This is a genomic window from Streptomyces sp. NPDC090022, from assembly GCF_044748145.1.
Lineage (GTDB): Bacteria > Actinomycetota > Actinomycetes > Streptomycetales > Streptomycetaceae > Streptomyces.
The window spans coordinates 226,601-252,597 of sequence record NZ_JBIVFN010000006.1 but is presented as its reverse complement, the minus strand read 5'-3'; the positions used below and the strand labels follow the sequence as shown (position 1 = coordinate 252,597).

Annotated in this window: 23 protein-coding genes and 1 riboswitch; of the genes, 7 read left to right on the top strand and 16 right to left on the bottom strand. The window is 73.3% G+C overall.

Annotation, left to right across the window (positions count from 1 at the left end; translation table 11 throughout):
• Window positions 1-35: 35 nt before the first annotated feature.
• Window positions 36-185 carry an SCO1431 family membrane protein gene (locus ACIPXB_RS15655; RefSeq protein WP_401449492.1) on the bottom strand — a complete coding sequence of 50 codons (150 nt, stop codon included), beginning with the start codon at window positions 183-185 and terminating at the stop codon, window positions 36-38.
• A gap of 111 nt (window positions 186-296) precedes the next feature.
• Window positions 297-1,682, bottom strand: coding sequence for a peptidase C39 family protein (locus ACIPXB_RS15650; protein ID WP_401449489.1), 1,386 nt, complete (start codon window positions 1,680-1,682; stop codon window positions 297-299).
• A 104-nt stretch (window positions 1,683-1,786) separates the two neighbouring features.
• Between ACIPXB_RS15650 and ACIPXB_RS15645 the strand changes: the two genes are divergently transcribed.
• Complete coding sequence (locus ACIPXB_RS15645) at window positions 1,787-2,443, top strand: uridine kinase (RefSeq protein ID WP_401449486.1); 657 nt, start codon at window positions 1,787-1,789, stop codon at window positions 2,441-2,443.
• Between the two features lie 367 nt (window positions 2,444-2,810).
• Window positions 2,811-4,715 (top strand): AAA family ATPase, encoded by a 1,905-nt coding sequence (locus tag ACIPXB_RS15640; protein ID WP_401449483.1) that lies wholly within the window; start codon window positions 2,811-2,813, stop codon window positions 4,713-4,715.
• 46 nt (window positions 4,716-4,761) lie between these two features.
• On the opposite strand, the gene ACIPXB_RS15635 is transcribed toward ACIPXB_RS15640, so the two are convergent.
• The 10 genes from ACIPXB_RS15635 to ribD all read right to left on the bottom strand — a co-directional run bounded on the left by ACIPXB_RS15635 (window position 4,762) and on the right by ribD (window position 13,425).
• Complete coding sequence (locus ACIPXB_RS15635) at window positions 4,762-5,814, bottom strand: hemolysin family protein (protein ID WP_401449480.1); 1,053 nt, start codon at window positions 5,812-5,814, stop codon at window positions 4,762-4,764.
• Window positions 5,811-7,295, bottom strand: a complete 1,485-nt coding sequence (locus tag ACIPXB_RS15630) for a hemolysin family protein (RefSeq protein WP_401449476.1) — start codon at window positions 7,293-7,295, stop codon at window positions 5,811-5,813. Before ACIPXB_RS15630 ends, ACIPXB_RS15635 begins: the two co-directional genes overlap by 4 nt.
• A gap of 200 nt (window positions 7,296-7,495) precedes the next feature.
• The gene (locus ACIPXB_RS15625; protein WP_401449474.1) at window positions 7,496-7,957 is read right to left on the bottom strand and encodes a PH domain-containing protein; all 462 of its coding nucleotides are present in this window, start codon (window positions 7,955-7,957) and stop codon (window positions 7,496-7,498) included.
• Window positions 7,954-8,802: an ATP phosphoribosyltransferase gene (hisG, locus tag ACIPXB_RS15620; protein ID WP_401449471.1), complete on the bottom strand. Its 849-nt coding sequence runs from the start codon at window positions 8,800-8,802 to the stop codon at window positions 7,954-7,956. The genes ACIPXB_RS15625 and hisG overlap by 4 nt, the downstream gene beginning before the upstream one ends.
• A gap of 114 nt (window positions 8,803-8,916) precedes the next feature.
• Window positions 8,917-9,195 (bottom strand): phosphoribosyl-ATP diphosphatase, encoded by a 279-nt coding sequence (locus ACIPXB_RS15615; protein ID WP_401449468.1) that lies wholly within the window; start codon window positions 9,193-9,195, stop codon window positions 8,917-8,919.
• Between the two features lie 35 nt (window positions 9,196-9,230).
• Window positions 9,231-9,716 (bottom strand): 6,7-dimethyl-8-ribityllumazine synthase, encoded by a 486-nt coding sequence (gene ribH / locus ACIPXB_RS15610; protein ID WP_401449465.1) that lies wholly within the window; start codon window positions 9,714-9,716, stop codon window positions 9,231-9,233.
• A gap of 75 nt (window positions 9,717-9,791) precedes the next feature.
• Window positions 9,792-11,084: a bifunctional 3,4-dihydroxy-2-butanone-4-phosphate synthase/GTP cyclohydrolase II gene (locus ACIPXB_RS15605; protein ID WP_401449462.1), complete on the bottom strand. Its 1,293-nt coding sequence runs from the start codon at window positions 11,082-11,084 to the stop codon at window positions 9,792-9,794.
• Window positions 11,081-11,734 (bottom strand): nicotinamide riboside transporter PnuC, encoded by a 654-nt coding sequence (locus tag ACIPXB_RS15600; RefSeq protein WP_401449459.1) that lies wholly within the window; start codon window positions 11,732-11,734, stop codon window positions 11,081-11,083. The genes ACIPXB_RS15605 and ACIPXB_RS15600 overlap by 4 nt, the downstream gene beginning before the upstream one ends.
• Entirely contained in the window at window positions 11,731-12,360 is a 630-nt protein-coding gene (locus ACIPXB_RS15595) for a riboflavin synthase (protein WP_401449456.1), read from the bottom strand. Before ACIPXB_RS15595 ends, ACIPXB_RS15600 begins: the two co-directional genes overlap by 4 nt.
• Window positions 12,361-13,425, bottom strand: coding sequence for a bifunctional diaminohydroxyphosphoribosylaminopyrimidine deaminase/5-amino-6-(5-phosphoribosylamino)uracil reductase RibD (gene ribD, locus ACIPXB_RS15590; protein WP_401449626.1), 1,065 nt, complete (start codon window positions 13,423-13,425; stop codon window positions 12,361-12,363). It lies immediately after the preceding gene.
• Window positions 13,426-13,647: 222 nt separating this feature from the next.
• A riboswitch (FMN riboswitch) is annotated at window positions 13,648-13,778 on the bottom strand.
• Between the two features lie 369 nt (window positions 13,779-14,147).
• Between ribD and ACIPXB_RS15585 the strand changes: the two genes are divergently transcribed.
• Together ACIPXB_RS15585 and ACIPXB_RS15580 are read left to right on the top strand one after the other, a co-directional pair.
• Window positions 14,148-16,520: a chitinase C-terminal domain-containing protein gene (locus tag ACIPXB_RS15585; protein ID WP_401449453.1), complete on the top strand. Its 2,373-nt coding sequence runs from the start codon at window positions 14,148-14,150 to the stop codon at window positions 16,518-16,520.
• A gap of 209 nt (window positions 16,521-16,729) precedes the next feature.
• Window positions 16,730-17,491 (top strand): SDR family oxidoreductase, encoded by a 762-nt coding sequence (locus tag ACIPXB_RS15580; RefSeq protein WP_401449450.1) that lies wholly within the window; start codon window positions 16,730-16,732, stop codon window positions 17,489-17,491.
• Between the two features lie 125 nt (window positions 17,492-17,616).
• Here the strand turns inward: ACIPXB_RS15580 and ACIPXB_RS15575 are convergent, their stop codons facing one another.
• Entirely contained in the window at window positions 17,617-18,765 is a 1,149-nt protein-coding gene (locus ACIPXB_RS15575; RefSeq protein ID WP_401449447.1) for an ROK family transcriptional regulator, read from the bottom strand.
• A gap of 73 nt (window positions 18,766-18,838) precedes the next feature.
• Here ACIPXB_RS15575 and ACIPXB_RS15570 point away from each other — a divergent pair, with 73 nt between their 5' ends.
• From ACIPXB_RS15570 to ACIPXB_RS15560, 3 genes are all read left to right on the top strand, one after another.
• Window positions 18,839-20,092: an MFS transporter gene (locus ACIPXB_RS15570; protein ID WP_401449444.1), complete on the top strand. Its 1,254-nt coding sequence runs from the start codon at window positions 18,839-18,841 to the stop codon at window positions 20,090-20,092.
• A 69-nt stretch (window positions 20,093-20,161) separates the two neighbouring features.
• Complete coding sequence (locus ACIPXB_RS15565; RefSeq protein WP_401449441.1) at window positions 20,162-21,658, top strand: uracil-xanthine permease family protein; 1,497 nt, start codon at window positions 20,162-20,164, stop codon at window positions 21,656-21,658.
• A 75-nt stretch (window positions 21,659-21,733) separates the two neighbouring features.
• Window positions 21,734-22,387 carry a DUF5995 family protein gene (locus tag ACIPXB_RS15560; protein ID WP_401449438.1) on the top strand — a complete coding sequence of 218 codons (654 nt, stop codon included), beginning with the start codon at window positions 21,734-21,736 and terminating at the stop codon, window positions 22,385-22,387.
• Between the two features lie 108 nt (window positions 22,388-22,495).
• On the opposite strand, the gene ACIPXB_RS15555 is transcribed toward ACIPXB_RS15560, so the two are convergent.
• From ACIPXB_RS15555 to ACIPXB_RS15545, 3 genes are all read right to left on the bottom strand, one after another.
• Window positions 22,496-24,193: a flavin monoamine oxidase family protein gene (locus ACIPXB_RS15555; protein ID WP_401449435.1), complete on the bottom strand. Its 1,698-nt coding sequence runs from the start codon at window positions 24,191-24,193 to the stop codon at window positions 22,496-22,498.
• Between the two features lie 90 nt (window positions 24,194-24,283).
• The gene (locus ACIPXB_RS15550; RefSeq protein WP_401449432.1) at window positions 24,284-25,084 is read right to left on the bottom strand and encodes a carbon-nitrogen hydrolase family protein; all 801 of its coding nucleotides are present in this window, start codon (window positions 25,082-25,084) and stop codon (window positions 24,284-24,286) included.
• A gap of 144 nt (window positions 25,085-25,228) precedes the next feature.
• Window positions 25,229-25,972, bottom strand: coding sequence for an SAM-dependent methyltransferase (locus ACIPXB_RS15545; RefSeq protein WP_401449429.1), 744 nt, complete (start codon window positions 25,970-25,972; stop codon window positions 25,229-25,231).
• Window positions 25,973-25,997: the final 25 nt, after the last annotated feature.

The following is a 25,997-nucleotide window of genomic DNA, read 5'->3' as shown; positions in this document are numbered from 1 at the left end:
CGGCCGAGGAGGGCCCCGGGGCCGGAAGGGACGGCTCAGAGCCAGCCGACCTGGGTGACGAACATCGCGACGACGACCACCAGGGTCCAGCCCAGGACGTTCTCCAGCCACGCCGGGCCGTCGTCGGGGCCGCCGGTGCGGACGAGGCGGCGGGCACGGGTCGGGGCTGCGCTGTTCGCGGTCATGGTGGTCTCACATCGTTCGACTGGCGGTGGACGCCCCCCGGCTGCTGTCCAATGTGCCAGCATTCGCCGCTTTCGTGGTGGAGACCTTCGTCACGCCCCTCCCGGGCCCGCTCAGACGGGGTCGAGCACCCCGACGGCGGCCAGCGCCGCGAGCTGGGCCGCGCTCGGGCGGGCCGGGGCGTAGAGGTAGCAGACGCCCGCGGTGCCCGAGACGACCTTGCCGGTGGCGTCGTACCGCTTGGAGCGCAGCCAGACGTTCTCGAACTCCCGGCGCCGGTAGACGCGGCGTACGGCCTGGTTGCTCGGCGAGTTCGGGTCGTTGGCGACGACGTCGCCGGCGGCCGTGAAGCCGATGACCGTCATCAGGTGCCCGGCGGTGCCGTAGCCGGCGCCGGTGAGCTCCTCCTTGCGGAAGGACTGCGAGGTGATCGCGGGGATGCCGGCGCCGATCAGGGTCTCCAGGTCGGTCAGGGAGGTCAGCCGGGTCACCACGCCCGCCAGGTCGGGGTAGGTGGCGGCGTAGGCGGGGTTGAAGGGCCAGTTGCCGCAGCCCCGGTACGCCCAGTCGTAGGTGGACCGGGCCGCGTGGCAGACCTGGGGGTCGCTGTAGGAGCCGTCGACCCAGGCCAGGGACTGCGTGCTGGGCCTGCGCCCCCAGTACTCGATGATCATCTGGGAGGAGGTGGGGCTGCACCAGGCCTCGCCGCCGTTGTCGTACTGCGGGTAGCGCCCGGCGTGCACCTCCTGCGAGTAGCGCGGTACGGCCAGCTCGCGGGCCGTACCGGGGGTGGAGGCGGGCACGGTGAAGCGGCTGGGGACGTCGGAGACCATGGCGCCGGCCAGCCACACCTGGGGGCTGGTGCGGGTGCCCGGCCGCCGGTACAGGGTCAGCCGCAGCCGCCAGTCCCGCAGCCGCAGGCCCGTGGCGGGGTGGTCCAGGGCGAGGGTGTCGGTCCACACGGTGGACCGGCCGTCGGTCTGCCCGTTGACCGAGGTGCGGCGGATGTCCTCCTCGCCGGAGGCCCAGCGGCCCATCACGTACCAGGGGGTGGTGGTGCCGTCGCTGTAGGTGCCGCGCAGCTCGGCCTGGATCCACGTGCCGGCGGGGGTGCGGGCGTTCCAGGAGACGATCGCCTCGGTCGCGGGCACGGCCGGGCGGTGCACGGGGGAGGTCCAGGTGGCGTACTCCCAGGTGGCGGTCCTGCCGGTGTGCGGATCGGCGTACGGGGTGCGCCCGGCGGCCGTCGACAGGGTCAGGGCGGGGCGCGCGCCGGCGAGGGCGGCGGTGCCCCGGTGGGTGCCGGCCCGCCAGTGCCCGTACGTGTACCAGAACCGGTTGTCGACCGTCGGGCCGGTGGCCCCGCCCGCGGTGCTCCCCGAGCCGCCGGAGCCCGCGGGTCCGGGGACGGCCTGGGCGGTGGTCGCGGGGACGGTGGCGGCGGTTGCGGCGGCGAGGGCGGCGGCCAGCAGGGCCCGGCGCGGGGTGGGTGCGGTCATCGGCGTTCAGCCCCCAGGGGTCGGTCGTGCGGCCAGCGTCGCAAATCCCGGGGGCCTAGTGCCAGGGCGCACGGCGCGTGTCGCGGGCGCCGTACGCTGGCCGGGTGGATCGTGTGCGCACCCCCCTGACCCCGGACAGCCTCGACAGCCTGGCCGCCGAGCTGGCGGCCCTGCCGCCGTCGCTGGGCCCGGTACGGCTGGTCGCGGTCGACGGGCACGCCGGGTCCGGCAAGAGCACCTTCGCGGGGCGCCTCGCGCGGGCCCTGGGCGAGGGCACACCGGTCCTCCATCTGGACGACGTCGCCACCCACGCGGAGCTCTTCGCGTGGACCGGGCGGCTGCGCGCGCAGGTGCTGGAGCCGCTCGCGGCCAGGCGGGAGGCGCGCTGGGCGCCCTACGACTGGGTGGAGCGCCGCTTCGGCCCCGAGCGGCTGCTGCCGCCCGCGCCGGTCCTGCTGATCGAGGGCGTGGGGGCCGGGCGGCGGGCCCTGCGGCCGTATCTGGCGCGGCTGCTGTGGATGGAGACACCGCGCGAGCAGGCGTGGGAACGGGGCAGGCTGCGGGACGGGCGCGAACTGTCCGACTTCTGGGACGGATGGGAGCGCGCGGAGCGCGCGCACTTCGCGGACGATCCTTCACGCCCCTTCGCGGACACCCTGGTGCGCCAGAGCGGTACGGGATACGAGTGGACTTCCGGGGCCGCTGGGTCTGCGGGAACCCCCGGTTCCGTCACGGACGGTGAGGGGTTGCCCCGGGCCTGAGGCGTCCGGGAAATCCGCTTGCGGACGGCCCTCCGAGTCCGCTTGACCAGACGCCCGGACCGGCCTTACGTTCTCAATGCGCGGTCCTGCGGGGCCGCGGCGGACGCGAAGCCCCCGATTGTTCCCCCGTGATCGGGGGCTTCGTTCTGCCCGCGCGCGGTTCCGCGCGCCACCCGAACGGGTCCGTGCCCTCACCCTGTGTCACCTTGCGTGCGCCGGTGCCCTCCCGGCGGGTGCCTGTCGCACCCTACGTAAGCCCGGTGACCGAAGGTACGATGCCACCCTGATTTCATCGGCGCACACGACAACTCCACGCCACGAGGCGGGGGTTGCGGCGCACCACGGGGGCAGGCTTGTGGGGGACGTGATGGATTTCGGCACGCAGGGAAGCCCGCACGCCCCGGCCGAACTCGCCTGGCTGCGCGGGGTGGACGCCTGCACGATGGGCGCGTACCCGCAGGCCGAGGAGGAGTTCCGGGCGGCCGTACGACTGGATCCCACGATGGCCGACGCCTGGCTGGGGCTGCACGCGCTGCGGGTGGACACCGCCAACGCGCTGCTGCGGATGTACGCGCACCGGGACCGGTTCGGGGAGCAGCGCGCCCGGCACCGGCGCACCCTGAACTCCTGGTACTGGCTGGGCTGGTGGGTCCAGCCCGTGCTGGAGAGCCGGCGCGACCTGCTGCTGGCGCACGCCTCGCACTGGCTGGACGGCCGCCATGTGCCGGAGCTGGACCAGGCGCTGGCCGCGCTGCCGCCGGTGGACGCCGATCCGCAGGTGCGGTTCCTGCACGCCTGCCGGGCCTACCTGGTCAAGGACTGGGAGCAGCTGGTGCGCCAGACCGAGCCGCTGGTGGACGATCCGCTGCTGGGCATCGAGGCGGGGCTGTTCGGCGGGATGGCGCGGGTCCGGCTGGAGATGTACGGGCAGGCGGAGCCGATGCTGTCGGCGGCGCTGATGCGGTGCCGCAGCGAGCAGCCGCAGCGCAAGGAGCTGCGGTACTGGCTGGCGCGGGCGCACGAGGGCACCGGGCGCAGCGCGGCGGCCCTGCCGCTGTACCGGGCGGTGCACCGGGTGGACCCGGCGTTCATGGACACCGCGGCCCGGCTGACGGCGATCGCGGAGGGGGACGGCGCGGACGGGCTCGACGGCTACGACCTCTCCCCCGTCGGCGGGGACTTCGCGGCGGTGGCGCTGGGCGGCGAGGCCGAGCCGGTGCTGGCGCCGGAGCCGCCGGCCGAGCCGCGGTTCGGGGGCGCGGCCCCGGCCGTACCACCACCGCCGGCGACGGGCGGCGCGGGCCGTGCCGAGGGCGTACGGCACAAGGTGGCCGTGCCGCCGCAGGGGTTCCCGGCGGGGCTGCCGGCCGGGCCCTCGGACCCGGCGCTGCTGGCGCAGGCGCTGGCGGAGCTGGAGCGGATGGTGGGTCTGGAGCCGGTCAAGCGGCAGGTGAAGGCGCTGTCGGCGCAGCTGCACATGGCGCGGCTGCGGGCCGGGCAGGGGCTGCCGGTGCAGCCGCCGAAACGCCACTTCGTCTTCTCCGGGCCCTCGGGGACGGGCAAGACCACGGTGGCGCGGATCCTGGGCCGGGTGTTCTACGCGCTGGGGCTGCTGGGCGGGGACCATCTGGTGGAGGCCCAGCGGGCGGACCTGGTCGGCGAGTTCCTCGGCCAGACGGCCGTCAAGGCGAACGAGCTGATCGATTCCGCGATCGGCGGGGTGCTGTTCGTGGACGAGGCGTACAGCCTGTCCAACTCCGGCTACAGCAAGGGCGACGCGTACGGCGACGAGGCCCTCCAGGTGCTGCTCAAGCGCGCGGAGGACAACCGGGACCACCTGGTGGTGATCCTGGCGGGCTATCCGGCCGGCATGGACCGGCTGCTGGCCGCCAATCCGGGGCTGTCGTCGCGGTTCACCACGCGGGTGGACTTCCCCAGCTACCGGCCGCTGGAGCTGACCTCGATCGGTGAGGTGCTGGCCGACGCGAACGGCGACCGCTGGGACGAGGAGGCCCTGGACGAGCTGCGCAGCATCAGCGGGCACGTGGTGGACCAGGGCTGGATCGACGAGCTGGGCAACGGCCGCTTCCTGCGCACCCTGTACGAGAAGAGCTGCGCCTACCGGGACCTGCGGCTGGCCGGGTATCCGGCGACCCCGTCCCGGGAGGACCTGGCGACGCTGCGGCTGCCGGACCTGATGCAGGCCTACGGCGAGGTGCTCTCGGGGCGCGGCCCGCAGGACCGCGGCCGCCCGGAGCCGCCCCCGTTGTAGCGGGGGCGGCCGCGGGCCGGCTGCGGCGGGCCGGTGGCCGGGCGGGTCAGCGGGCGAGGGCGACGGGGCCGGCCGTGCGGTGCGCGGGGTCGCGTACCTCGCCGACCAGCATCTCCAGTACGTCCTCCAGCGCGACCAGGCCGAGCACCCGGCCGGCCGGGTCCGCGACCTGGGCCAGGTGGGTGGCGTCCCGGCGCATGACGGTCAGGGCGTCGTCCAGCGGGAGGGTCGCGCACAGCGTGGGCATGCGGCGCCAGACGCGCTGCGGGACCGCCCGTTCCCGCTCCTCCAGGTCCAGGACGTCCTTGACGTGGAGGTAGCCCATGAAGGCGCCGCCCTCGGAGCGGACCGGGAAGCGCGAGTAGCCGGTGCGCACGGTCAGCTGCTCGATCTGGCGGGGGGTGACCGTCGGGGCGACGGTGACCAGCCGGTCGCGGGCCAGGAGCACGTCGGTGACCGGGCGGCTGCCCAGCTCCAGGGCGTCCTCCAGGCGTTCCTGCTCCTGCGGCTCCAGCAGCCCGGCCTGCCGCGAGTCCTGGACGAGCCGGCCCAGCTGGGCGCTGGTGTAGACGGCCTCGACCTCGTCCTTCGGCTCGACCTTGAACAGGCGCAGCACCCAGTGCGCGCAGGCGCCGAGCGCAGTGGTGACCGGCCCGCACAGGCGGGCGAAGGCGACCAGGCCGGGGCTGAACCACAGGGCGGTCTTCTCGGGGGCGGCCATGGCGAGGTTCTTGGGGACCATCTCGCCGATGACCAGGTGAAGGAAGACCACGGCGGCGAGCGCGAACGCGTAGCCGAGGGGGTGGATCAGGCCCTGCGGGACGTGGGCGGCGTGGAAGACGGGCTCCAGCAGCCGCGCCACGGTGGGTTCGGCGACCGCGCCCAGGGTGAGGGAGCAGACGGTGATGCCGAACTGGGCGGCGGCCATCATCCGCGGCAGGTTCTCCAGGCCGTGCAGGACCTGGCGGGCCCGCTTGGAGGAGGCCGCGAGCGGCTCGATCTGGCTGCGGCGCACGGAGACCAGGGCGAATTCGGCGCCCACGAAGAAACCATTGGCCAGGACCAGGAGCAGGGCGAAGAGGAGCTGGAGGAGGCTCACCGGCCGGCCCCCTCGAGCGCGGCGGGCCGCTGCCCCGCGGTACGGGCGCTCCGGGCCGCGGCGGCGGCCGGTATGCCCGCGGTGGCGGGGACGGCCGCGCGGCCGGGGGCGACGACCGTGCCGAGGGCGACGACCGTGCCGGGGTCGCCGTACGCGCCGAGGGCGGGCGCGGGCACCAGCGGGACCAGCCGGACGCGTTCGGCGCGGTTGCGGCCGACCTGGCGGACGGAGAGCCGCCAGCCGGGGAGTTCGGCGCGGTCCCCGGGGGCGGGGATCCGGCCGAGCAGGTCCGCGACGAGGCCGGCGACGGTCTCGTACGGGCCCTCGGGCACCTCCAGGCCTATCCGGCGCAGGGTCTGCACGCGGCAGCTGCCGTCGGCCTCCCAGGAGGGGCGGCCGTCCTCGGTGGGGACGGCGGCCAGCTCGGGGCCCGCGTCCTCGGCGAGGTCGTGCTCGTCGCGGACCTCGCCCACGAGCTCCTCGACGATGTCCTCCAGGGTGACGACGCCGGCCGTGCCGCCGTACTCGTCGACGACGACGGCCATGGGCTGCTCGCTGCGCAGCCGTTCCAGCAGCGGCTGGACCGGCAGGGTGCCGGGGACCAGCAGCGGCGGGACGCAGATCCGGTCCACGGTGGTACGGGCGCGCTGGGACTCGCGCACGGCGAGGGCGTCCTTGAGGTGGACGACCCCGGTGATCTCGTCGATGCGCTCGCGGTAGACCGGGAAGCGGGACAGGCCGGTGGCGCGGGTCAGGTTCAGCACGTCGGCCGCGGTGGCGTTGGACTGCAGGGCGCTGACCTTCACGCGGGGGGTCATGACGTGCTGGGCGGTGAGCTCGCCGAGCGAGAGGGTGCGGACGAACAGGTCGGCGGTGTCCTGTTCGAGGGCGCCGGCCTGGGCCGAATGGCGGACCAGGGAGACCAGTTCGCCGGGGGTGCGGGCGGAGGCCAGCTCCTCGGCGGGCTCGACGCCCAGGGCCCGTACCAGCCGGTTGGCGACCGCGTTCAGGCCGGCGATGACCGGGCGGAAGACGCGGGAGAAGGCGTGCTGCGGGCCGGCGACGAAGCGGGCCACCTGGAGCGGCCGGGAGACCGCCCAGTTCTTCGGGACGAGCTCGCCGACGACCATCTGGACGGCGGAGGCGAGCAGCATGCCGATGACGACGGCGACGCCGGAGGCGGCTCCCTCGGGCAGGCCGGTGGCGCCGAGCGGCCCCGACAGCAGGCCGGCCAGGGCGGGCTGCGCGAGCATGCCGACCACGAGGGAGGTGAGGGTGATGCCGAGCTGGGTGCCGGAGAGCTGGAAGGACAGCTCCCGCAGGGCCGTGACGACCCGGCGGGCGCGGCGGTCACCGTCGGCCGCGGCGCGTTCCGCGTCGGGCTTCTCGACGGTGACGAGGCCGAACTCGGCCGCCACGAAGAAGCCGTTGGCGAGGATCAGAACGAATGCCGCCACGAGCAGGAGTAGCGGGATGGTCATGCCGCCACCTCTGGGAAGAGGGCGGCGCGGGTACTACCGGACGATCCGTCCATTGCTGGAGGGAGTCACTCCTCGAGTCGCAGGTGCCCGTCGGCCCCGGGGGTCCGGGGCCACGAGCGGGGCGCACGGACGCGCCCCGCCACCAGGGTAGTCATTGAGATCGCCGCCGCAATGGCACGGGCCGGTGCCGGGGCGGGGCGTCAGCGGTCGTGGGTGCCGGATCCGCGGCTCTCGGCGAGCGCGCGCAGGGCGCGGGCGTCGCCGATGGCCTGGGCGCGGCCGATCCCCGGCTGGATGCCGAGGGCGGGCAGGCTGGTGCCGTCGCTGAGGTCGAGGAACACCCAGGGGTCGCCCGGGCGGAGGTTGACCCGCAGGATCTCGGCCCAGGCCAGGCGCCGCCGGTTGGTGAGGTTGACGACGGTCACGCCGTTCTCGTCGGCGACCACCTTGGGGCGGGCCAGCAGGACCAGGACGGACGTCAGCAGGGCGGCCGTGAAGACGAAGCTGATCCGTTCGCCGGTGCTGAGGCGCTCCAGCAGCAGCGCGACCGCCGTGATGGTGGCGAACATGGCCGCGCCGACGCCCAGCAGCACCGCGCGGGTGCGCTGGGGGCGGAAGGTGACGGGCAGGGCCGGCACGGCCGGCAGGTCGGCGGCGCTCACAGGCGGCAGGCGTGGATCGACGTGGTCAGGATCGCGCGGGCGCCGAGCTCGTAGAGGTCGTCCATGACCCGCTGGGCCTCCTTGGCGGGGACCATCGCGCGGACGGCGACCCAGCCCTCGTTGTGCAGCGGGGAGACGGTCGGCGACTCCAGGCCCGGGGTGAGGGCGACCGCGCGCTCCAGGTGCTCGGCGCGGCAGTCGTAGTCCATCATCACGTACGACCGGGCGACCAGGACGCCCTGGAGGCGCCGCAGGAACTGCTGGACCTGCGGGTGGTCGGCGTCGGCGCCGTTGCGCCGGATGACGACGGCCTCGGACCGGAGGATCGGCTCGCCGATGACCTCCAGGCCGGCGTTGCGCAGGCTGGTGCCGGTCTCGACGACATCGGCGATGATCTCGGCGACGCCGAGCTTGATCGCGGTCTCGACGGCCCCGTCGAGGTGGACCACGGAGGCGTCGATACCGGCCTCGGCGAGGTGCTTGGCGACGATCCCCTCGTACGAGGTGGCGATCGTCATCCCGTGGAAGTCCTCGGGGCCCTTCGCGGTGCCCGGCCGGGTGGCGTAGCGGAAGGTGGAGCGCCCGAAGTTCAGCGGGAGGATCTCCTCGGCGTTGGCGCCGGAGTCGAGCAGGAGGTCACGGCCGGTGATGCCGATGTCGAGCTTGCCGGACGCGACGTAGATCGCGATGTCCTTGGGCCGCAGGTAGAAGAACTCGACCTCGTTCTCGGGGTCGACCGTGACGAGTTCCTTGGACTCCTTGCGCTGCCGGTAGCCGGCCTCATGGAGCATCTCCGACGCAGGTCCGGAGAGTGAACCCTTGTTGGGGACGGCGATGCGCAGCATGATGCGGTTCCTTTGTTCGCGATCAAGAAGTGGTGCTGTGCGGAGCGTGGGGACGCACGGCGAGGGGGCGGCCGGGGCCGGCCGGGAGGTGTGGTGCCGGCCGGCCCGGAGGTGTCAGAGGTGCTTGTAGACGTCGTCGAGGGAGATCCCGCGCGCCACCATCATCACCTGGACGTGGTAGAGCAGCTGGGAGATCTCCTCGGCAGCGGCTTCCCTGCCCTCGTACTCGGCGGCCATCCAGACCTCCGCGGCCTCCTCGACGACCTTCTTGCCGATGGCATGGACGCCCTTGCCGACCAGCTCGGCGGTGCGGGAGGTGGTGGGGTCGCCGGTCGCCTTGGCCTGGAGCTCGGTGAAGAGCTCCTCGAAGGTCTTGGAGGATTCGTTCGCCATGATGGTCCTCAGAATACGGGGTTCCCCCGCGCCACTCAGCGCCAGGGTTCGCTGACCGTCCGCAGGGTCATCGCGGTGGAGACGGCGGCGGTGACCGCTTCGTGCCCCTTGTCCTCGTTCGACCCCTCGAGTCCGGCGCGGTCCAGCGCCTGCTCCTCGTTGTCGCAGGTCAGAACGCCGAAGCCGACGGGGACTCCGGTCTCGAGCGATACCTGCACCAGGCCCTGGGTGACGCCCTGGCACACATAGTCGAAGTGGGGGGTGCCGCCACGGATGACCACGCCGAGGGCGACGACGGCATCGTATCCGCGACCGGCCAGTACCTTCGCCACCACCGGGAGCTCGAAGCTGCCGGGGACCCGCAGCAGGGTCGGCTCGTCGATGCCGAGCTCGTGGAGGGCGCGCAGGGCACCGTCGACGAGGCCGTCCATGACCTTCTCGTGCCACTGGGCCGCGACGACCGCGACCCGCAGGTCGCCGCAGTTCTTCACGCTCAGTTCGGGTGCGCCCTTGCCGCTCACAGCTCTCCTCGGTCCTTCACAGGTTCTGGTACGGGTTCTCGGTACAGGTTCTGATGGTGCTACTGGGCTACGGGGCTACTGGCCGCCGCAGGCCGAGACGGCGTTCGCGTCGAGCCAGGGCAGGTCGTGCCCCATCCGGTCGCGCTTGGTGCGCAGGTAGCGCAGGTTGTGCTCGCCCGCCTCGACGGGCATCGGCTCGCGCCCGGCGACCTCGATGCCGTGCCGGGTGAGGGCGTCGGCCTTGTCGGGGTTGTTGGTCATCAGCCGGACGCTGCGCACCCCGAGGTCGGCCAGCATCTGGGCGCCGGCCCCGTAGTCACGGGCGTCGGCGGGCAGGCCGAGCTCCAGGTTGGCGTCGAGGGTGTCGCGGCCGCGCTCCTGGAGCTCGTACGCGCGCAGCTTGGACAGCAGTCCGATGCCGCGGCCCTCGTGGCCCCGCAGGTAGACGACCACGCCGCGGCCGGCCGCCTTGATCCGCTCCATGGAGGCGTGCAGCTGGGGGCCGCAGTCGCAGCGCAGGGAGTGGAAGATGTCGCCGGTCAGGCACTCGGAGTGCATGCGGACCAGGACGTCCTCACCGGCCCCGATCGGGCCGTGGACGAGGGCCACGTGCTCGACGCCGTCCACGGTGGAGCGGTAGCCGTACGCGGTGAACTCGCCGAAGGCCGTCGGCAGGCTGACCTCGGCCTCGCGGCGCACGGTCGGCTCGGCGGAGCGGCGGTAGGCGATCAGGTCCTCGATGGAGATGATCGTCAGCCCGTGCTTGCGGGCGAACGGGATCAGCTCGGGCAGGCGCAGCATGACGCCGTCCTCGCCGGCGATCTCCACGATGGCACCGGCGGGGCGCAGGCCCGCGAGGCGGGCGAGGTCGACGGCGGCCTCGGTGTGGCCGCCCCGGACCAGGACGCCGCCGGGCTTGGCGCGCAGCGGGAAGATGTGGCCGGGGCGCACGAACTCGCCGGGGCCGCTGACGCCGTCGGCGAGCAGGCGCAGGGTGGTGGCCCGGTCGGCGGCGGAGATGCCGGTGGTCACGCCGTGGGCGGCGCTCGCGTCGACGGAGACGGTGAAGGCGGTCTGCATCGACTCGGTGTTGCGCTGGACCATCTGCGGGAGTTCCAGGCGGTCCAGTTCCGGACCCTCCATGGGGGCGCAGATCAGGCCGCGGCACTCGCTCATCATGAAGGCGACGATCTCGGGGGTCGCCATCTCGGCGGCGATGACGAGGTCGCCCTCGTTCTCGCGGTCCTCGTCGTCGACGACGACCACGGGGCGGCCGGCCGCGATGTCGCGGATGGCCTGCTCGACGGGGTCGAGGCGGAAGCTCTCCTCGGTGTCGACGTCGACGTCACGTACTGCCTTGAGCGTCATGCCGTTGCTCCTTCCAGGGCGGGGGCGGAGTGGGTACGGGAGCGCAGCCACCAGTCGCGCAGGCCCCACAGGACGAGCGCGCCGTAGATGACGTAGACGAATCCGGAGAAGGCGTAGCCGTTGGCGAAGTTCAGGGGGACGCCGACCAGGTCGACCAGGAGCCAGGCGAACCAGAACTCGACCATGCCGCGGGACTGGGCGTACATCGCGACGATCGTGCCGACGAAGATGTAGGCGTCCGGCCAGGGGTCCCAGGACAGTGCCGGGAAGGCGGTGAACAGGCCGCCCACGGCGAGGGTGCCCAGGGCCGCGGCGCCGACGAGGACGCCGCGCTCGCGCCAGGTGGCGAAGCGGACGGCGAGGCGGCCGTCCTGGGCCTGCTGCCGGCCGCGGTTCCACTGCCAGTAGCCCCAGGCGGCGACCAGCATGACGACGACCTGCTTGCCGGCGCTGCCGGTGAGGTGCCCGGCGGCGAAGGCCACGAAGAGGATGGCGCCGGAGGCGAACTGGGCGGGCCAGGTCCATATGGAGCGGCGCCAGCCGAGCGCGAGGGCGGCCAGGCCGATGATGTTGCCGATCATGTCGGACCACTTGATGTGCTGCCCGAAGGCGCTGAACGCCTCGGAGTTCAGCCAGTCGACGGCGCTCACCGGGAGTCCTCCCGCGCCTGCGCGTGCAGCGGGTCCACGCCGGCCGCGAGCAGCCGCTCGACGTACTTGGCGAGGACGTCCACCTCCAGGTTGACCGGGTCGCCGGGCTGCTTGCGGCCCAGGGTGGTCAGCGCGAGCGTGGTGGGGATGAGGCTGATGGTGAAGTGGTCGGCGGCGGCCTCGACCACGGTCAGGCTGACGCCGTCGACCGTGATGGAGCCCTTCTCGACGACGTACCGGGACAGCGCCGCCGGCAGCGAGACCTTGACGATCTCCCAGTGCTCGGAGGGGGTACGGGAGAGGATCTCGCCGGTGCCGTCCACGTGTCCCTGGACCAGGTGCCCGCCGAGGCGGCCGCCGAGGGCCATGGGGCGCTCCAGGTTCACCCGCGAGCCCGCGGTCAGGGCGCCGAGGCTGGAGCGGTTCAGGGTCTCCTGCATCACGTCGGCGGTGAACTCGCCGTCCGCGGTGTCCACGACGGTCAGGCAGACGCCGTTGACGGCGATGGAGTCGCCGTGCTTGGCGCCCTCGGTGACGAGGGGGCCGCGCAGGCGGAAGCGGGAGGCCTCCTCGAGCTGCTCGACGGCGGTGACCTCGCCCAGTTCTTCGACGATTCCGGTGAACACTCAGTGCTCCTTGGGGGCGGTGGTGGGGACGGCGGTGATGCGCAGATCGGTGCCGACGCGGACGGCCTCGGTGATGTCGAGGCGTACCGCGTGGGCGATGGTGGTGATGCCGGCGCCGGCGAGGGCGGCCGGGCCCGCGCCGAGCAGGGCGGGCGCGAGGTAGCCGATGACGCGGTCGACGGCGCCGCCTTCGAGGAAGGCGCCCGCGAGGGTGGGGCCGCCTTCCAGGAGGAGGGAGCGCACGCCGCGCGCGTGCAGGCGGTCGAGCAGGTCGTGGACGCCGATGCGGCCGTCGCGCAGCGGGAGCCGCAGCACGTCGGCGCCGGGCAGGTGCCGGGTGTCGGCGTCCTCGCCGACGACGAGCAGGGTGGGGGCCGCGCCGTCGAGGATGCGGGCGGTCGGCAGGATCCCGGCGCGGGTGTCGAGGGCGATCCGCAGCGGCTGGGTGGCGCCGTCGATGCCGCGTACGGCCAGGTGCGGGTCGTCGGCGCGCAGGGTGCCGGCGCCGACCAGGACGGCGTCGGCCTCGGCGCGCAGCCGGTGGACGTCGGCGCGGGAGTCGGGTCCGGTGATCCAGCGGCTGGAGCCGTCGGCGGCGGCGCTGCGGCCGTCGAGGGTGGCGGCGTACTTCCAGGTCACGTGGGGGCGGCCCAGGCGTACGGAGGTGAGCCAGGCGGTGTTGCCCGCCTCGGCCTCGGCCTGGAGCAGGCCGCCCTCGGCCGCGACACCGGCCGCGCGCAGGGTGGCGGCACCGCCGCTGGCCTGCGGGTTCGGGTCGGCGGCGGCGTAGACGACACGGGCGACGCCGGCCTGGAGCAGCGCCTGCGCGCAGGGGCCCGTGCGGCCGGTGTGGTTGCAGGGTTCGAGGGTGACGTACGCGGTGCCGCCGCGGGCGGCGTCGCCCGCCGCGCGCAGGGCGTTGACCTCGGCGTGCGGGCCACCGGCCCGCTCGTGCCAGCCCTCGCCGACGACCGTGCCGGCGGCGTCGGTGATCACGCAGCCGACGACGGGGTTGGGGCTGGTGGAGCCGAGGCCACGGGCCGCGAGCGCGACGGCACGGCGCATGGCCCGCACGTCGTTCTCGTGCGGTGCGTGCGCGGCATTCGCGTCGGCTTGGTAAGCCACCGGGTCCTCCTGCCTCATCGGGCACGGACTCCGGGGCCTGTCGGGATACGACAGAAGAAGCGGACAAGCGCACACGGGGACGCCGAGGCCGAAGGAACGGGTCGGCCCGTACGGAGAACGCACGGAACGAACCGCCGGCGGCGGCGTACCGGTGACTGCCCGCCGCGCACTGCCTCCCATCCGGACTTTAACCGTCGGTCCAGGAATTTCACCTGGTCAACCGGCCGCTGGCTGCGGACGGGTCGCGGACTATAACCGCCGGTTCGGAATTGCACCGACCCCGGAGTGCGCTGCTACTGGTACAGGGCCAGTGTGCCACGGCCGGTCAAGACCCATGGCGGGGAAGCGCTGTGGGCTGGCTCACAACCTGGCGGGATCCGAGCGGTACTCGACCGGATGGCCGAGGGGGCGGGCGGGGGGATACGGCGAGGGGGGCGTCCGCGGGGGCGGGCGGGAGAACCGGAAGCGTGCGCGCCGACCGGATCACGGACCTGCCTCATCGGTCCCGCTTTGGTCCAGACCTATTGACGGGGTGGTCTAGTCCTCTTAACGTCTGCTTCATCTTCCGAGGGAGACAGCCCGTCAGATGTGCGCACGTCGCGGGCCCTTGCACCACCCCCTGCACGTTGTGTCCTGCCATCCTCCCCTCCCCAGGAGGCACAATGCTGTCCCCCACACGTACGAGAGCGATGCTCCTCGCATCCGGCGCCGCGATCGCCGGACTGCTGGTCGGCGGGCTCTCCTCCGGCGTCTCGCACGCCGCCGACCAGGAGAGCTGTCGCCCCGACGGGCTCTTCAAGACCGCGGGCGTGGACGTCCCGTACTGCTCGGTCTACGACACCGAGGGCCGCGAGAAGATGGGCGCCGACCACCAGCGCCGCGTCATCGGCTACTTCACCGGTTGGCGCACCGGCAAGGACGGGACCCCGGCCTACCTCGCGAACAACATTCCGTGGTCGAAGGTCACCCACCTCAACTACGCCTTCGCGCACGTCGGTTCCGACAACAAGATCTCGGTCGGCTCCGACGGCCCGCTGAACGCCGCCACCGGCATGACGTGGCCCGGCGTCGCGGGCGCCGAGATGGACCCGGCACTGCCTTACAAGGGCCACTTCAATCTGCTGAACAAATTCAAGAAGCAGTACCCGAACGTCAAGACCCTGGTCTCCGTCGGCGGCTGGGCCGAGACCGGCGGCTACTTCGCGGACGACGGCAGCCGGGTCGCCTCCGGCGGCTTCTACTCCATGGCCACGAACGCCGACGGCTCGGTCAACCAGGCCGGCATCGACACGTTCGCCGATTCCACCGTCGCGTTCATCAAGACGTACGGGTTCAACGGCGTCGACATCGACTACGAGTACCCGACCACGATGAAGGACGCGGGCAACCCGCTGGACTGGCAGCTCGCCAACGCCCGCCGGGCCGGCCTCGTCAAGGGCTACGCGGCCCTGATGAAGACGCTGCGCGAGAAGCTCGACCGGGCCGGCGCCGCCGACGGCAAGCACTACCTGCTCACCGTCGCCGCCCCCTCCTCCGGCTACCTGCTGCGGGGCATGGAGACCTTCCAGATGCAGCAGTACCTGGACTACGTCAACATCATGTCCTACGACCTGCACGGCGCCTGGAACGAGTACGTCGGCCCGAACGCCTCGCTCTTCGACGACGGCAAGGACGGCGAACTCGCCGCCGCCGGTGTCTACTCCACCTCCCAGTACGGCGGCATCGGCTACCTCAACACCGACTGGGCCTACCACTACTTCCGCGGCTCCATGCCGGCCGGCCGCATCAACATCGGCCTGCCGTACTACACCCGCGGCTTCAAGAACGTGCAGGGCGGTACCGACGGCCTGTGGGGCAAGGCCCCGGCCACCAGCTGCCCGGCCGGTGCGGGCCTGACCAAGTGCGGCGACGGCGCGGTCGGCATCGACAACCTGTGGCACGACAAGGACACCAACGGGGCGGAGTCCCCGGCCGGTTCCAACCCGATGTGGCACGCCAAGAACCTGGAGAAGGGCGTCGTCGGCGACTACGTCACGCGCTACGGCTTCCCCGCGAACACCACGCTGACCGGCAGCTACGCCCGCAAGTACGACTCCACCCTGGTGGCGCCGTGGCTGTGGAACGCGCAGAAGAAGGTCTTCCTGTCCACCGAGGACGAGCAGTCGGTGGCCGCCAAGGCCGACTACGTGGTGGACAAGGGCATCGGCGGCACCATGGTGTGGGAACTCGCGGGCGACTACTCCTACAACGCGGCCAAGGGCCAGTACGAGATGGGCGACACGCTCACCTCCCTGATGTACGACAAGTTCAAGGCCGCCACCCCCTACGGCGCGAAGAAGGCCGGCGCGACCGCCCTGCCGACCCAGGCCGTGGACATCAAGACGGAGTTCACCGAGTTCAAGCTGGGCGACTCCAACTACCCGCTCACCCCGAAGCTCAAGATCACCAACAACACGAACGCCACGCTGCCCGGCGGCACCGAGTTCCAGTTCGACTACGGCACCTCGGCCCCGAACAACGCCTCCGACCAGTCCGGCTTCGGCACGAAGGTGATCAGCAGCGGCCACACCGGCAACAACATCGGCGGCCTGAAGGGCGATTTCCAGCGGGTCTCCCTGAAGCTGCCGGCCTGGCAGACGCTGGCCCCGGGCGCCTCGGTCGACCTGGCCTTCAACTACTACCTGCCGGTCTCCACGCCCTCCAACTGGACCGTGACCATCTCCGGCACCACCTACGCCCTCGCCGGTGACCTGGCGCGCGGCACCACGCTGACCCAGCCGGGCGGCACCCAGCCCCCGACCACCCCGCCGACCACGCCGCCGACGACGCCTCCCACCACCCCGCCCACCACGCCCCCGACCACGCCCCCGGGCGGGACCTGCACGGGCCCGGCGTACACGGCGGGCACGGTCTACAACGGCGGCACGGTCGTCTCGCACAAGGGCCGCTACTGGAAGGCGCAGTGGTGGACGCAGAACGAAGAGCCCGGCACCACCGGTGAATGGGGTGTCTGGAAGGACCAGGGAGCCTGCTGACGCGGTGATCAGGTGACCTGAGGTCCGCAGGGCCCGGCGGCCATGAGCCGCCGGGCCCTGCGGCACGCCCGGAGCGTAGGGCGGGCTGTCAGGTTTCGCGGGGCTGTCCGGTCTCTACTGAGGAAGGGCTTGGGACGCGGGCTTCGGCTTCGAGCTCGAGCCTCGAGCCTCGAGCCTCGGCGAAAAAATTCAGGACAGGACAGGACACCATGAAGAGCATCCTCGTCACCGGCGGCACCGGCACGCTCGGCACCCTGGTCGTGGCACGGCTGCGGGAGGCGGGCCACCAGGTCCGCGTCCTGAGCCGGCACGCCCCGGACCACCCCGTCGACCTGATGGAGGGCACGGGCCTGGACACGGCCGTGGCGGGCGCGGACTGCGTGGTGCACTGCGCCACCTCGCCGCGCGGCGGCGCCGACGCGAAGGCGGCGGGCCACCTGATCGAGGCGGCCCGCCGGGCCGGCGTCGGCCACATCGTCTACATCTCGATCGTGGGCGTGGACGTGGTCCCGCTCCCCTACTACAAGACCAAGCTCGAGGTCGAGCGGATGCTGGAGGAGTCGGGGCTGGGGCTGACGATCCTGCGCACCACCCAGTTCCACGACCTGGTGGGCCAGGTCGCGGACGCCCTGGCCAGGCTCCCGGTCGTCCCCGTGCCCAAGGGGGTACGGTGCCAGCCGATCGCAGCCGACGAGGTGGCCGCCCGCCTGGCGGACCTCGCGGCGGGCGCCCCCGCGGGCCGCGTGGAGGACATGGGCGGCCCGGAGACCTTCACCCTGGCCGCACTGACCCGCACGTACCTGGCGGCGAAGGGCAGCACGAAGCGGGTTGTGGAGATCCCCCTGGCGGGCAGGACGTACGCCGCCTTCAGGCGCGGTGGCCACCTGACCCCCCACCGCGCGGTGGGCAAGGGCACGTTCCGCGACTTCGCGGCGGAGCGGGGGCGGGTGTTGGGCTTCGGCGGGCGTTGAGGACGTCTGTCCGCTTCACGTTGGGCGTTGTGGGGGTTCCGGGGTCATCCCGTCAGCCCTCACAACGCCCAACGTGAAGCGGACAAGGGGCACCGGCGCCCGCCGAAGCCCAGCCCGCCCGCCCCCTACCCCCCGAACACCGCCTCCTGTGCCGCGTCCCGGCCCGCCAGGCGGGCGCCCTCCAGGACCGCGCCGTCGCCGAGGGTCGTGGCGCGGACCTCCGTCGGGACCGGGGTGAGCGTGCGCAGGCGGTCCGCCACGCGGGCCGCCAGGGGCGGGCCGCCCGCGAGGCCCAGGCCGCCGCCCAGGACGACGCATCCCGGGTCGAGGACCGCCGCCACCGCCGCCGCTCCCAGCGCGAGCCGTTCGGCCAGGGCGTCCAGGAAGGCGGGCCCCGCCGCCCCCGCCACCGCTTCCTCCACCGGGCCCGCGAAGCCGGACCCGGCGGCCAGTGCCGCCACCGCCTCGCGCCCCACCAGGGCGTGGAAGCCGCCCCCGCAGTCGGTCGCCGAGGGCAGGCCGCCGGTGCCCGGCACGGGCAGGAAGCCGATCTCGCCCGCCCCGCCCGACGCCCCCCGGCGCAGCCGTCCGTCCAGGACCACGGCCGCTCCGACGCCCGCCCCCAGCCAGAGCAGCACGAACGAGTCCAGATCGCGCGCCGCCCCCACCCGCTGCTCCGCGACGGCCGCCAGGTTGGTCTCGTTCTCGACCAGGACCCGCGCGGGCAGCTCCCGCTGGAGCACCGCGACCAGTTCCCGGTGCCAGGCGGGCAGCCCGGACGTGTCGCGCAGCTCGCCCGTCGCCGGCGCGACCAGGCCGGGCGCGCCGACCACGACGGTGTGCAGTTCGGCGGCGCCCGCCGCGCGGGCCACCCGCAGGAGTTCGCTCACCGCCGCCCGGGGCGCGTCCACCGGGAGTTCCGCTTCGGCCACGACCCGCCCCAGCAGGTCGGTCACGACCGCCATGGCGCTGTCGGTCCGTACGTCGAGCGCCGCGAGATGGGCGCGGTGGGCGACGATCCCGTACACGCGGGCGTTCGGGCCGCGCCGCTGTTCGCCCGACTCCCCCACGACCTCGATGAGCCCGGCCGCCGCGAGGCGTTCGACGAGGTCGGCCACGGAGGGGCGCGACAGTCCGGTGAGGGCCTTGAGCTGGGTGGCCGTCAGGGGGCCCTCGTCCTGGAGGAGCCGCAGTGCCAGCCGGTCGTTGAGGGCCCGCGCCGTGCTCGGCGAGGCGGGGGACGGCGCGGTGGCGGCGGGCACGACAGGGGTCACGCGCTCATCCTAGGCATCGTGATCGGCCTCCGCGTCTTATCTATCAGGCAGGCTCCCTGATAGTTTAGCGCTCATGACAGCCGCCCCGCCTGCCCCGGTCCCGGATCCCACTCCCCAGCGCCTGCGCCGCGCCCGGTTCGCCATCGCCGCCGTGTTCTGCGCGCACGGCGCCGTCACCGGCAGTTTCGCCACCCGGATCCCCTGGATCCAGGAGCACGCCCAGCTCAGCGCGGGCGCCCTCGGGCTCGCGCTCGCCTTTCCCGCCGTGGGCGCGGCCCTCGCGATGCCGCTGGCCGGCCGGATCAACCACCGCTTCGGCGCCCGCGCCGCGCTGCGCGGGCTGCTGGCGATGTGGACGCTGTCGCTGATCCTGCCGGGCCTCGCCCCGAACCTGCTCACCCTCTGCCTCGCGCTGCTGGTCTACGGCGCCACCGCCGGCATGTCGGACGTCGCCATGAACGCGCTCGGCGTGGAGACCGAGAACCGGCTCGGCCGCTCGATCATGTCCTCGCTGCACGGCATGTGGAGCGTCGGCGCGCTGCTCGGCTCGGCCGCCGGTACGGTCGCCGCGCACGCCGGCACCGACGCCCGGCTGCACCACCTGATCGCCGCGCTCGTGCTGACCGCGGCCGGGCTGGTCGCCGTACGCGGGGTGCTCGACCTGCGCCGCGCGGCCGGCGAGGAGGCGCCGCCGCACTTCGCGCTGCCGCCCCGCTCGGCTCTGCTCATCGGCGCGATCGGCTTCGCCGCGGTCTTCGCGGAGGGCGCGAGCCTGGACTGGTCGGCGGTCTACCTGCGGGACGTCCTGCACACGGACGCGGGCCTGGCGGCCGCCTCCACCACCGCGTTCGCGCTGACCATGGCCGCGGCGCGGCTGGCCGGCGACCGGGTGGTGGACCGGTTCGGGGCGGTGCGCACGGTCCGGGCGGGCGGTGTCCTGGCGACGGCGGGCGGCCTGCTGGTGGTGCTGGTACGGCAGCCCGCGGGCGTGCTCGCCGGCTTCGCGCTGATCGGGCTGGGCGTGGCGGTCGTGGTGCCGCTCGCGTTCGCGGCGGCCGCGCGCAGCGGGCCGTCCCCGGCACAGGCCATCGCGGGCGTCGCGACGATCACGTACACCTCGGGGCTGATCGCGCCGTCGGCGATCGGGGCGGTGGCGGACGCGACCTCGCTGGTGGTGTCCTTCGGGCTGGTCACGCTGCTGGCGTTCGGCCTGGTGGTGGGCGCGGCGGTGCTGCGGTCCGGGCGGGCGGCCGGGGCGAGGGCCGGGGGCGGCGCCGGGGGCGCCGGATCAGCCAACCGGGACGAACCGGCCGCGATCGAGCCGTAATATTACGCTGGCCGTTCCCCGGCCGGGATGACCATCCCCCACTCACCCGCCGGCGAAACGGAGTAGAACATGGGCCTCGGCGTGCGCTGGACCCTGCACGGAGACGGGCGGACCCCCGCCCCCGGGGCGGTGGTGCGGCCGGACGAGCGGCTGTCGTGGCCGCGTACCGCCGGGCTCGGCGCCCAGCACGTGGTGGCGATGTTCGGCGCGAGTTTCGTCGCACCGGTCCTGATGGGCCTGGACCCGAACCTGGCCATCATGATGTCCGGCATCGCGACGATGATCTTCCTGCTCGCGACGCGCGGGCGGGTGCCGTCCTACCTGGGCTGTTCGCTCTCCTTCGTCGGCGTCGCCGCCGCAATCCGGGCGGCCGGCGGGGACAGCGCGCAGGTCACGGGCGCGGTGTTCGTGGTCGGCGCGGCTCTGTTCCTGGCGGGGCTCGCGGTGCAGCGGTTCGGCGCGCGGGTCATCCACGCCACGATGCCGCCGGTGGTCACCGGTGCGGTGGTGATGCTGATCGGCTTCAACCTGGCGCCGGTGACGGCTTCGACGTACTGGCCGCAGGACCAGTGGACCGCGCTGCTGACCATGCTGTTCACGGGTGCGGCGGTGGTGTGCCTGCGGGGCTTCTGGTCGCGGATCGCGATCTTCCTCGGTCTGGTCTTCGGCTACGGGCTGTCGTTCCTGCTCGACCGGGTCTTCGGCCAGATCCACTCCACGGTCGGCGGCGAGGCGGCGGTCGACCACTGGCGGCTGGACCTGTCGGCCGTCGGGAAGGCGGACTGGATCGGGCTGCCGTCCTTCCACGCGCCGGCCTTCGAGTGGTCGGCGATCCTGGTGGCGCTGCCCGTGGTGATCGCCCTGATCGCGGAGAACGCCGGACACGTCAAGGCGGTCGGCGAGATGACCGGTGACCCGCTGGACGACAAGCTGGGTACGGCGATCGCGGCGGACGGCGCGGCCTCGATGCTGTCGACGGCGGTGGGCGGCCCGCCGAACACCACGTACTCCGAGAACATCGGTGTGATGGCGGCGACCCGGGTCTACTCGACCGCCGCGTACTGGGCGGCGGCCTGCTTCGCGCTGCTCTTCGGTCTGTGCCCGAAGTTCGGCGCGGTCGTCGCGGCGATCCCCGGCGGGGTGCTGGGCGGCATCACCGTGATCCTGTACGGCATGATCGGCCTGCTCGGCGCGCAGATCTGGATCAACGGGCACGTGGACCTGCGCAATCCGCTGAACCTGGTGCCGGCGGCGGCGGGCATCATCATCGGCGTCGGAGGCGTCAGCCTGAAGATCACCGACAGCTTCGAGCTGGGCGGGATCGCGCTGGGCACGATCGTGGTGATCACGGGCTACCACGCGCTGCGGCTGTTCGCCCCGGCACACCTCAAGGGGCAGGAGCCGCTGCTCGACGCGGGCACCTCGGCGTACGACGAGGAGGCGGCGGCGCAGCCGGAGGACGGTGCGCGGGGCGGCACTCGGGGCGGCACTCCGGGCGGCACTCGGGGCGGCCCGGCCGGCGCCCCGGAGGGCCCCGGCGACGGCGGCCGCGACACGCGTCCCTGAGCGGCTTTCGCCCGAACCGGCGAAGCGCGCGGCCAAGTTCCCCGCGCCGGCGCCGCGGCCTGGGAACCTGCCCCCATGGAAGCGGTGCTCGCGCGGATGCGCGCGCTGGACGAACGGCTGCCCGCGCACGACGGGGTGGCGGTCTTCAACCGGGTGTACCTGACGGTGACGCAGGCGCTGCACGGCCGGATCGAGCGCGGCGAGTTCCCCGTGCCGCGCCGGGCGGCCGTGCTGAGCGTACGGTTCGCCGAGCGGTACCTGGCGGCGGTGGAGGCGGCGGACGGGGGGCGGCGGACGCCGGCGTGCTGGCGGCCGCTCTTCCAGTACCGGCGCCACCCGGGCGTGCATCCGCTGCAGCACGCGCTGGCGGGGATCAACGCCCACATCGGCCATGACCTGGCGCTGGCGGTGGTGGCGGCCTGCCGCTCGCTCGACTGCGCGCCGGGCGCGCTGGAGGGCGACTTCGACCGGGTCGGCGACACCCTGGTCTCCCTGGAGGAGGCCATCCGCGAGGACCTCATGCCGGGCCCGGACCTGTTGCAGATCGCCGATCCGCTGACGCACCTGGTCGGCTCGTGGAGCCTGGAGCGGGCCCGCTCGGGCGCCTGGGCGGGGGCCCGTCTGCTGTGGACCCTGCGTGAACTGCCCGAGCTCGCGGAGGAGTTCACGGATTCCCTGGACGCGGGTGTCGGGCTGGTCAGCCGCTGCCTGCTGACCCCGACGGGCTGACGCGGGGCGGCCTGCGTACCTGCGTACCGGCCCTGGGACGTGGAAACGGGCCGCCCGCCGCGATGTTCGCGCGGGGACGGCCCGTCGTCACGGGGGCTCCGGGGGAGGTCAGTCCTCCGGGAGCTCGACCGGGGCGATCTCGTCGTAGACGTCGCCCGGGCCCGGGTTGGTGGAGTCGGTGGAGCCACCGAGGTGGTGCATGACGCCCCAGACCGCGTTCAGGGCGGTCTGGACGGCGCCCTCGGCCCAGCCCGCGGTCCAGGAGATGTCGTCGCCCGCGAGGAAGATGCCGCGCTTGTCCTCGGGCAGCCGGTCCTGCATGAAGTGCGTGAACAGGCGGCGCTGGTAGCGGTAGTGACCGGGGAGGTTGGCCTTGAACGCGCCCATGAAATAGGGCTCGTTCTCCCAGGACACGGTGACCGGGTTGCCGATGATGTGGCTGCGGATGTCGACCTTGGGGTAGATCTCGCCCAGGGACTTCAGCATGACCTCCATCCGCTCGCTCGCGGACAGCGGCAGCCACTTCAGGCTGTCGTCGCACCAGGTGTACGACAGGCAGATCACGGCCGGCTTGTCCGGGCCGTTGTCCAGCAGGTACGTCCCGCGGGTCATGCGGTCCGTCAGCGTCATCGACATGACGTCGCGGCCCGTCTCCTCGTCCTTGTCCAGCCAGAACGGCCGGTCCACGGGCACGAACAGCTTGGACGACTCCATGTAGTGGGTGCGCTCGATCGCCGTCCAGTGGTCGATCGGGAACAGCGAGTCGTCGCAGGCGATCTTGGACAGCAGCATCCAGGACTGCGCGGTGAAGATCGCGGCGCGGTACGTGCGGATGTCGCCGGAGGCGTCGGTGACCGTGATGCGGTTGCCGGCGGTGCGGTGCAGGCGGGTCACGGCCGGGCGCGGGGCGCCCTCGTGCAGGGAGGACAGCGAGGTGCCCTGGGCCCAGTGCACGATCTTCTCGGGCTCGCGCTCCCACAGGCGCAGCGGCAGCTGCTGGGAGCCGCCGACGATGCCGCGGTGGTGGTCGTCGGCCTCGGTGTAGACGACGCGCAGGATCTCCAGGATGGAGTTCGGGAAGTCGGTGTCCCAGCCGCCGGTGCCGAAGCCGACCTGGCCGAATATCTCGCGCTTGCGGAAGGACTGGAAGGCCTCGGACTTGCACAGGAAGCCGTAGAAGGTCTCGTCGTCGAGCTTCTCGACGAGCTTCGCCCAGATCTCGCGGATGCGCGGGACGTCCCGCTCGCGCATCGCGGTGTTCATGTCCGAGAAGTCGGCGCCCTCGTCCAGGCAGGCGTTCCACGCGTCGGCGACGTCGCGGTAGATCTGCGGGAGGTCGGCGATGGTCTCGGCGTAGTGGGTCTCGCCCTTGAGGTCGACCACCGTCGAGGGGGTGGACTCGGCGAGCGGGTTCGGGAAGGGCTCCGTGACCAGGCCGACGAGGTCGATGTAGTGCTGGAGCGCCGTGGAGGACGGCGGGAAGCGCATCGCGCCCATCTCCGCGGTCAGCTCCTCGGTGCCCGCGCCCTCGAAGCCGACGGTGCGCAGTCGGCCACCGATCTGGTCGGCCTCGTAGACGACGGGCTTGAGGCCCATCTTCATCAGCTCGTACGCGGAGATGATGCCGGAGAGACCGCCACCGATGACGGCGACCTCGGTGCCGTGCTCGGTCGCCGGGACCTGGCCCAGGCCCGCGGGGTGGGCGAGGAAGTCGTCGTAGGCGTACGGGAAGTCCGGGCCGAACATGGTGATCGGCGGCTGGCCGTCGCTGTGCGGGACGGCGGTGGTGGGCACCGTGGACGTCATGGGGCGGACTCCTTGCACGTAATGCGGGGGAAGGCAGGGGAAAGCGGGCGGGGGTGGCGCGGTGCGGCGGGGGGACGCGGTGCGCCGGGGTCAGATCAGGGAGGCGTACAGGCCGGGGCGGCGGTCGCGCAGGTAGGGGTTGTTCTCGCGGGAGGCCGCGAGCAGCTGCGGGTCCACCTCGCCGAAGACCATCTCCTCGCCGCGGCCGGCGCGGGTCCGGGTGGTGCCGTCGGGGCTGGCGAGGCAGGAGAGGCCGACGAACTCGAACTCGCCCTCGGGGCCGGTGCGGTTGACGTACGCGATGTACATCTGGTTCTCGAAGGCCCGGACGGGGACGAGCTGCTCGGCGACGAACTGGAACGGGTGCATCTGGGCGGTGGGGACCAGGAGGAGGTCGGTGCCGGCCAGGGCGTGCGCGCGGACGTTCTCGGGGAACTCGACGTCGTAGCAGATCATGAGGCCGATGCGGAGGCCGTTCAGGTCCGCCTGGACGACGGGGGTGTCGCCGGGGGTGAAGGCGTCCTGCTCGAAGCAGCCGAAGAGGTGGGTCTTGCGGTAGTTCGCCAGCGCCGTGCCGTCGGGGCCGATGAGCTGGGCGGAGTTGTAGACGCTCTCGCCGTCGCGCTCGGGGTAGCCGTAGAGGACCGCGAGGCCGTGGCGGCGGGCGATGTCGCCGATGGCGCGGGCGGACATGCCGTCGGCCTGCTCGGCGAGGCGGGCGACGTCCTCAATCTCCAGCGCGTAGCCGGTGAGGAACATCTCCGAGGTCACGAGGAGGCCCGCCCCGCGCTGCGCGGCACGCCCTGCGGCCTCGTCGAGCGCCTTCAGGTTCTCGGCGACGTCGCCGAGCCGTCCGGAGCTCTGGAGGAGTGCGGTGCGCAGCGGGGGCATGGTTACCTCTGAGGCAGGTGGGGTGCGGTCCTTAGACGGTACGGTTCGCCGTCCGGCCGCAACAAGGCGCCGATGTTGCGCGGTACTGAACGATTCGTTGCGCGTTCTGGCGGTTCAACGGCGATTCGTTGCGTACGGGCGTGATCAGCCGGCTGTCCGGCGCAGCACCAGGGTGACGAAACCCCAGGTGGGGCGGTACGTCGTCAGCCAGTCGTTTCGGTGCGCGGTCGCCACGGCGAGGGCGTCGGCGCTGTCGGGGTCGCCGGGGTGGTCCAGGGCCCAGCCGGCGAGCGAGCCGGTCCAGGACCACTCGTAGTCGTCGAGCTCCTCGCGGGTGCTGACGTGACCGTACACCGGGGTCCAGCCGGCGCGGGTGACCAGGTCGACGGTGGTGGGCAGGTCCGCGCCGGCGCCGAGCATCTCGACGGCGGCCGGGGAGGGCGGGCGCTCCCAGTAGCCGTCGCCGACGAGGACGGTGCCACCGGGGGCGAGGTGGCGGTGGGCGGCGTCGAGGGTCTCCAGGAGGCCGCCGAAGGCGTGCGTGGCGCCGACGCTGAGGACGAGGTCGTAGCGGTGGCCGGGATCGTGGTCGGCGGCGGGGGTGTGGTGCAGGGCGAGGCGGTCCTCGACGCCCCGCTCGCGGGCCGCGGTGCGGGCGGCGTCCAGGGCGGCGCCGGAGGTGTCGACGCCGTCGGCCCGGGCCCCGGGGTGCACGGCGAGGGCCCGCAGCAGCCACTCGGCGGCGCCGCAGCCGAGGTCGAGGACGCGGGCGTCGCGGTCGGCGGGCGGGAGGGCGCGGCGCAGCAGCGTGTCGACGGCGGTGTCGCCGACCGGGGCGGCGATGGGGTGGTGGGTGTGGGCGAGGCGGGAGATCGTTTCACGGTGCACGGCGGGTGACGCTGCCATCCGCGCC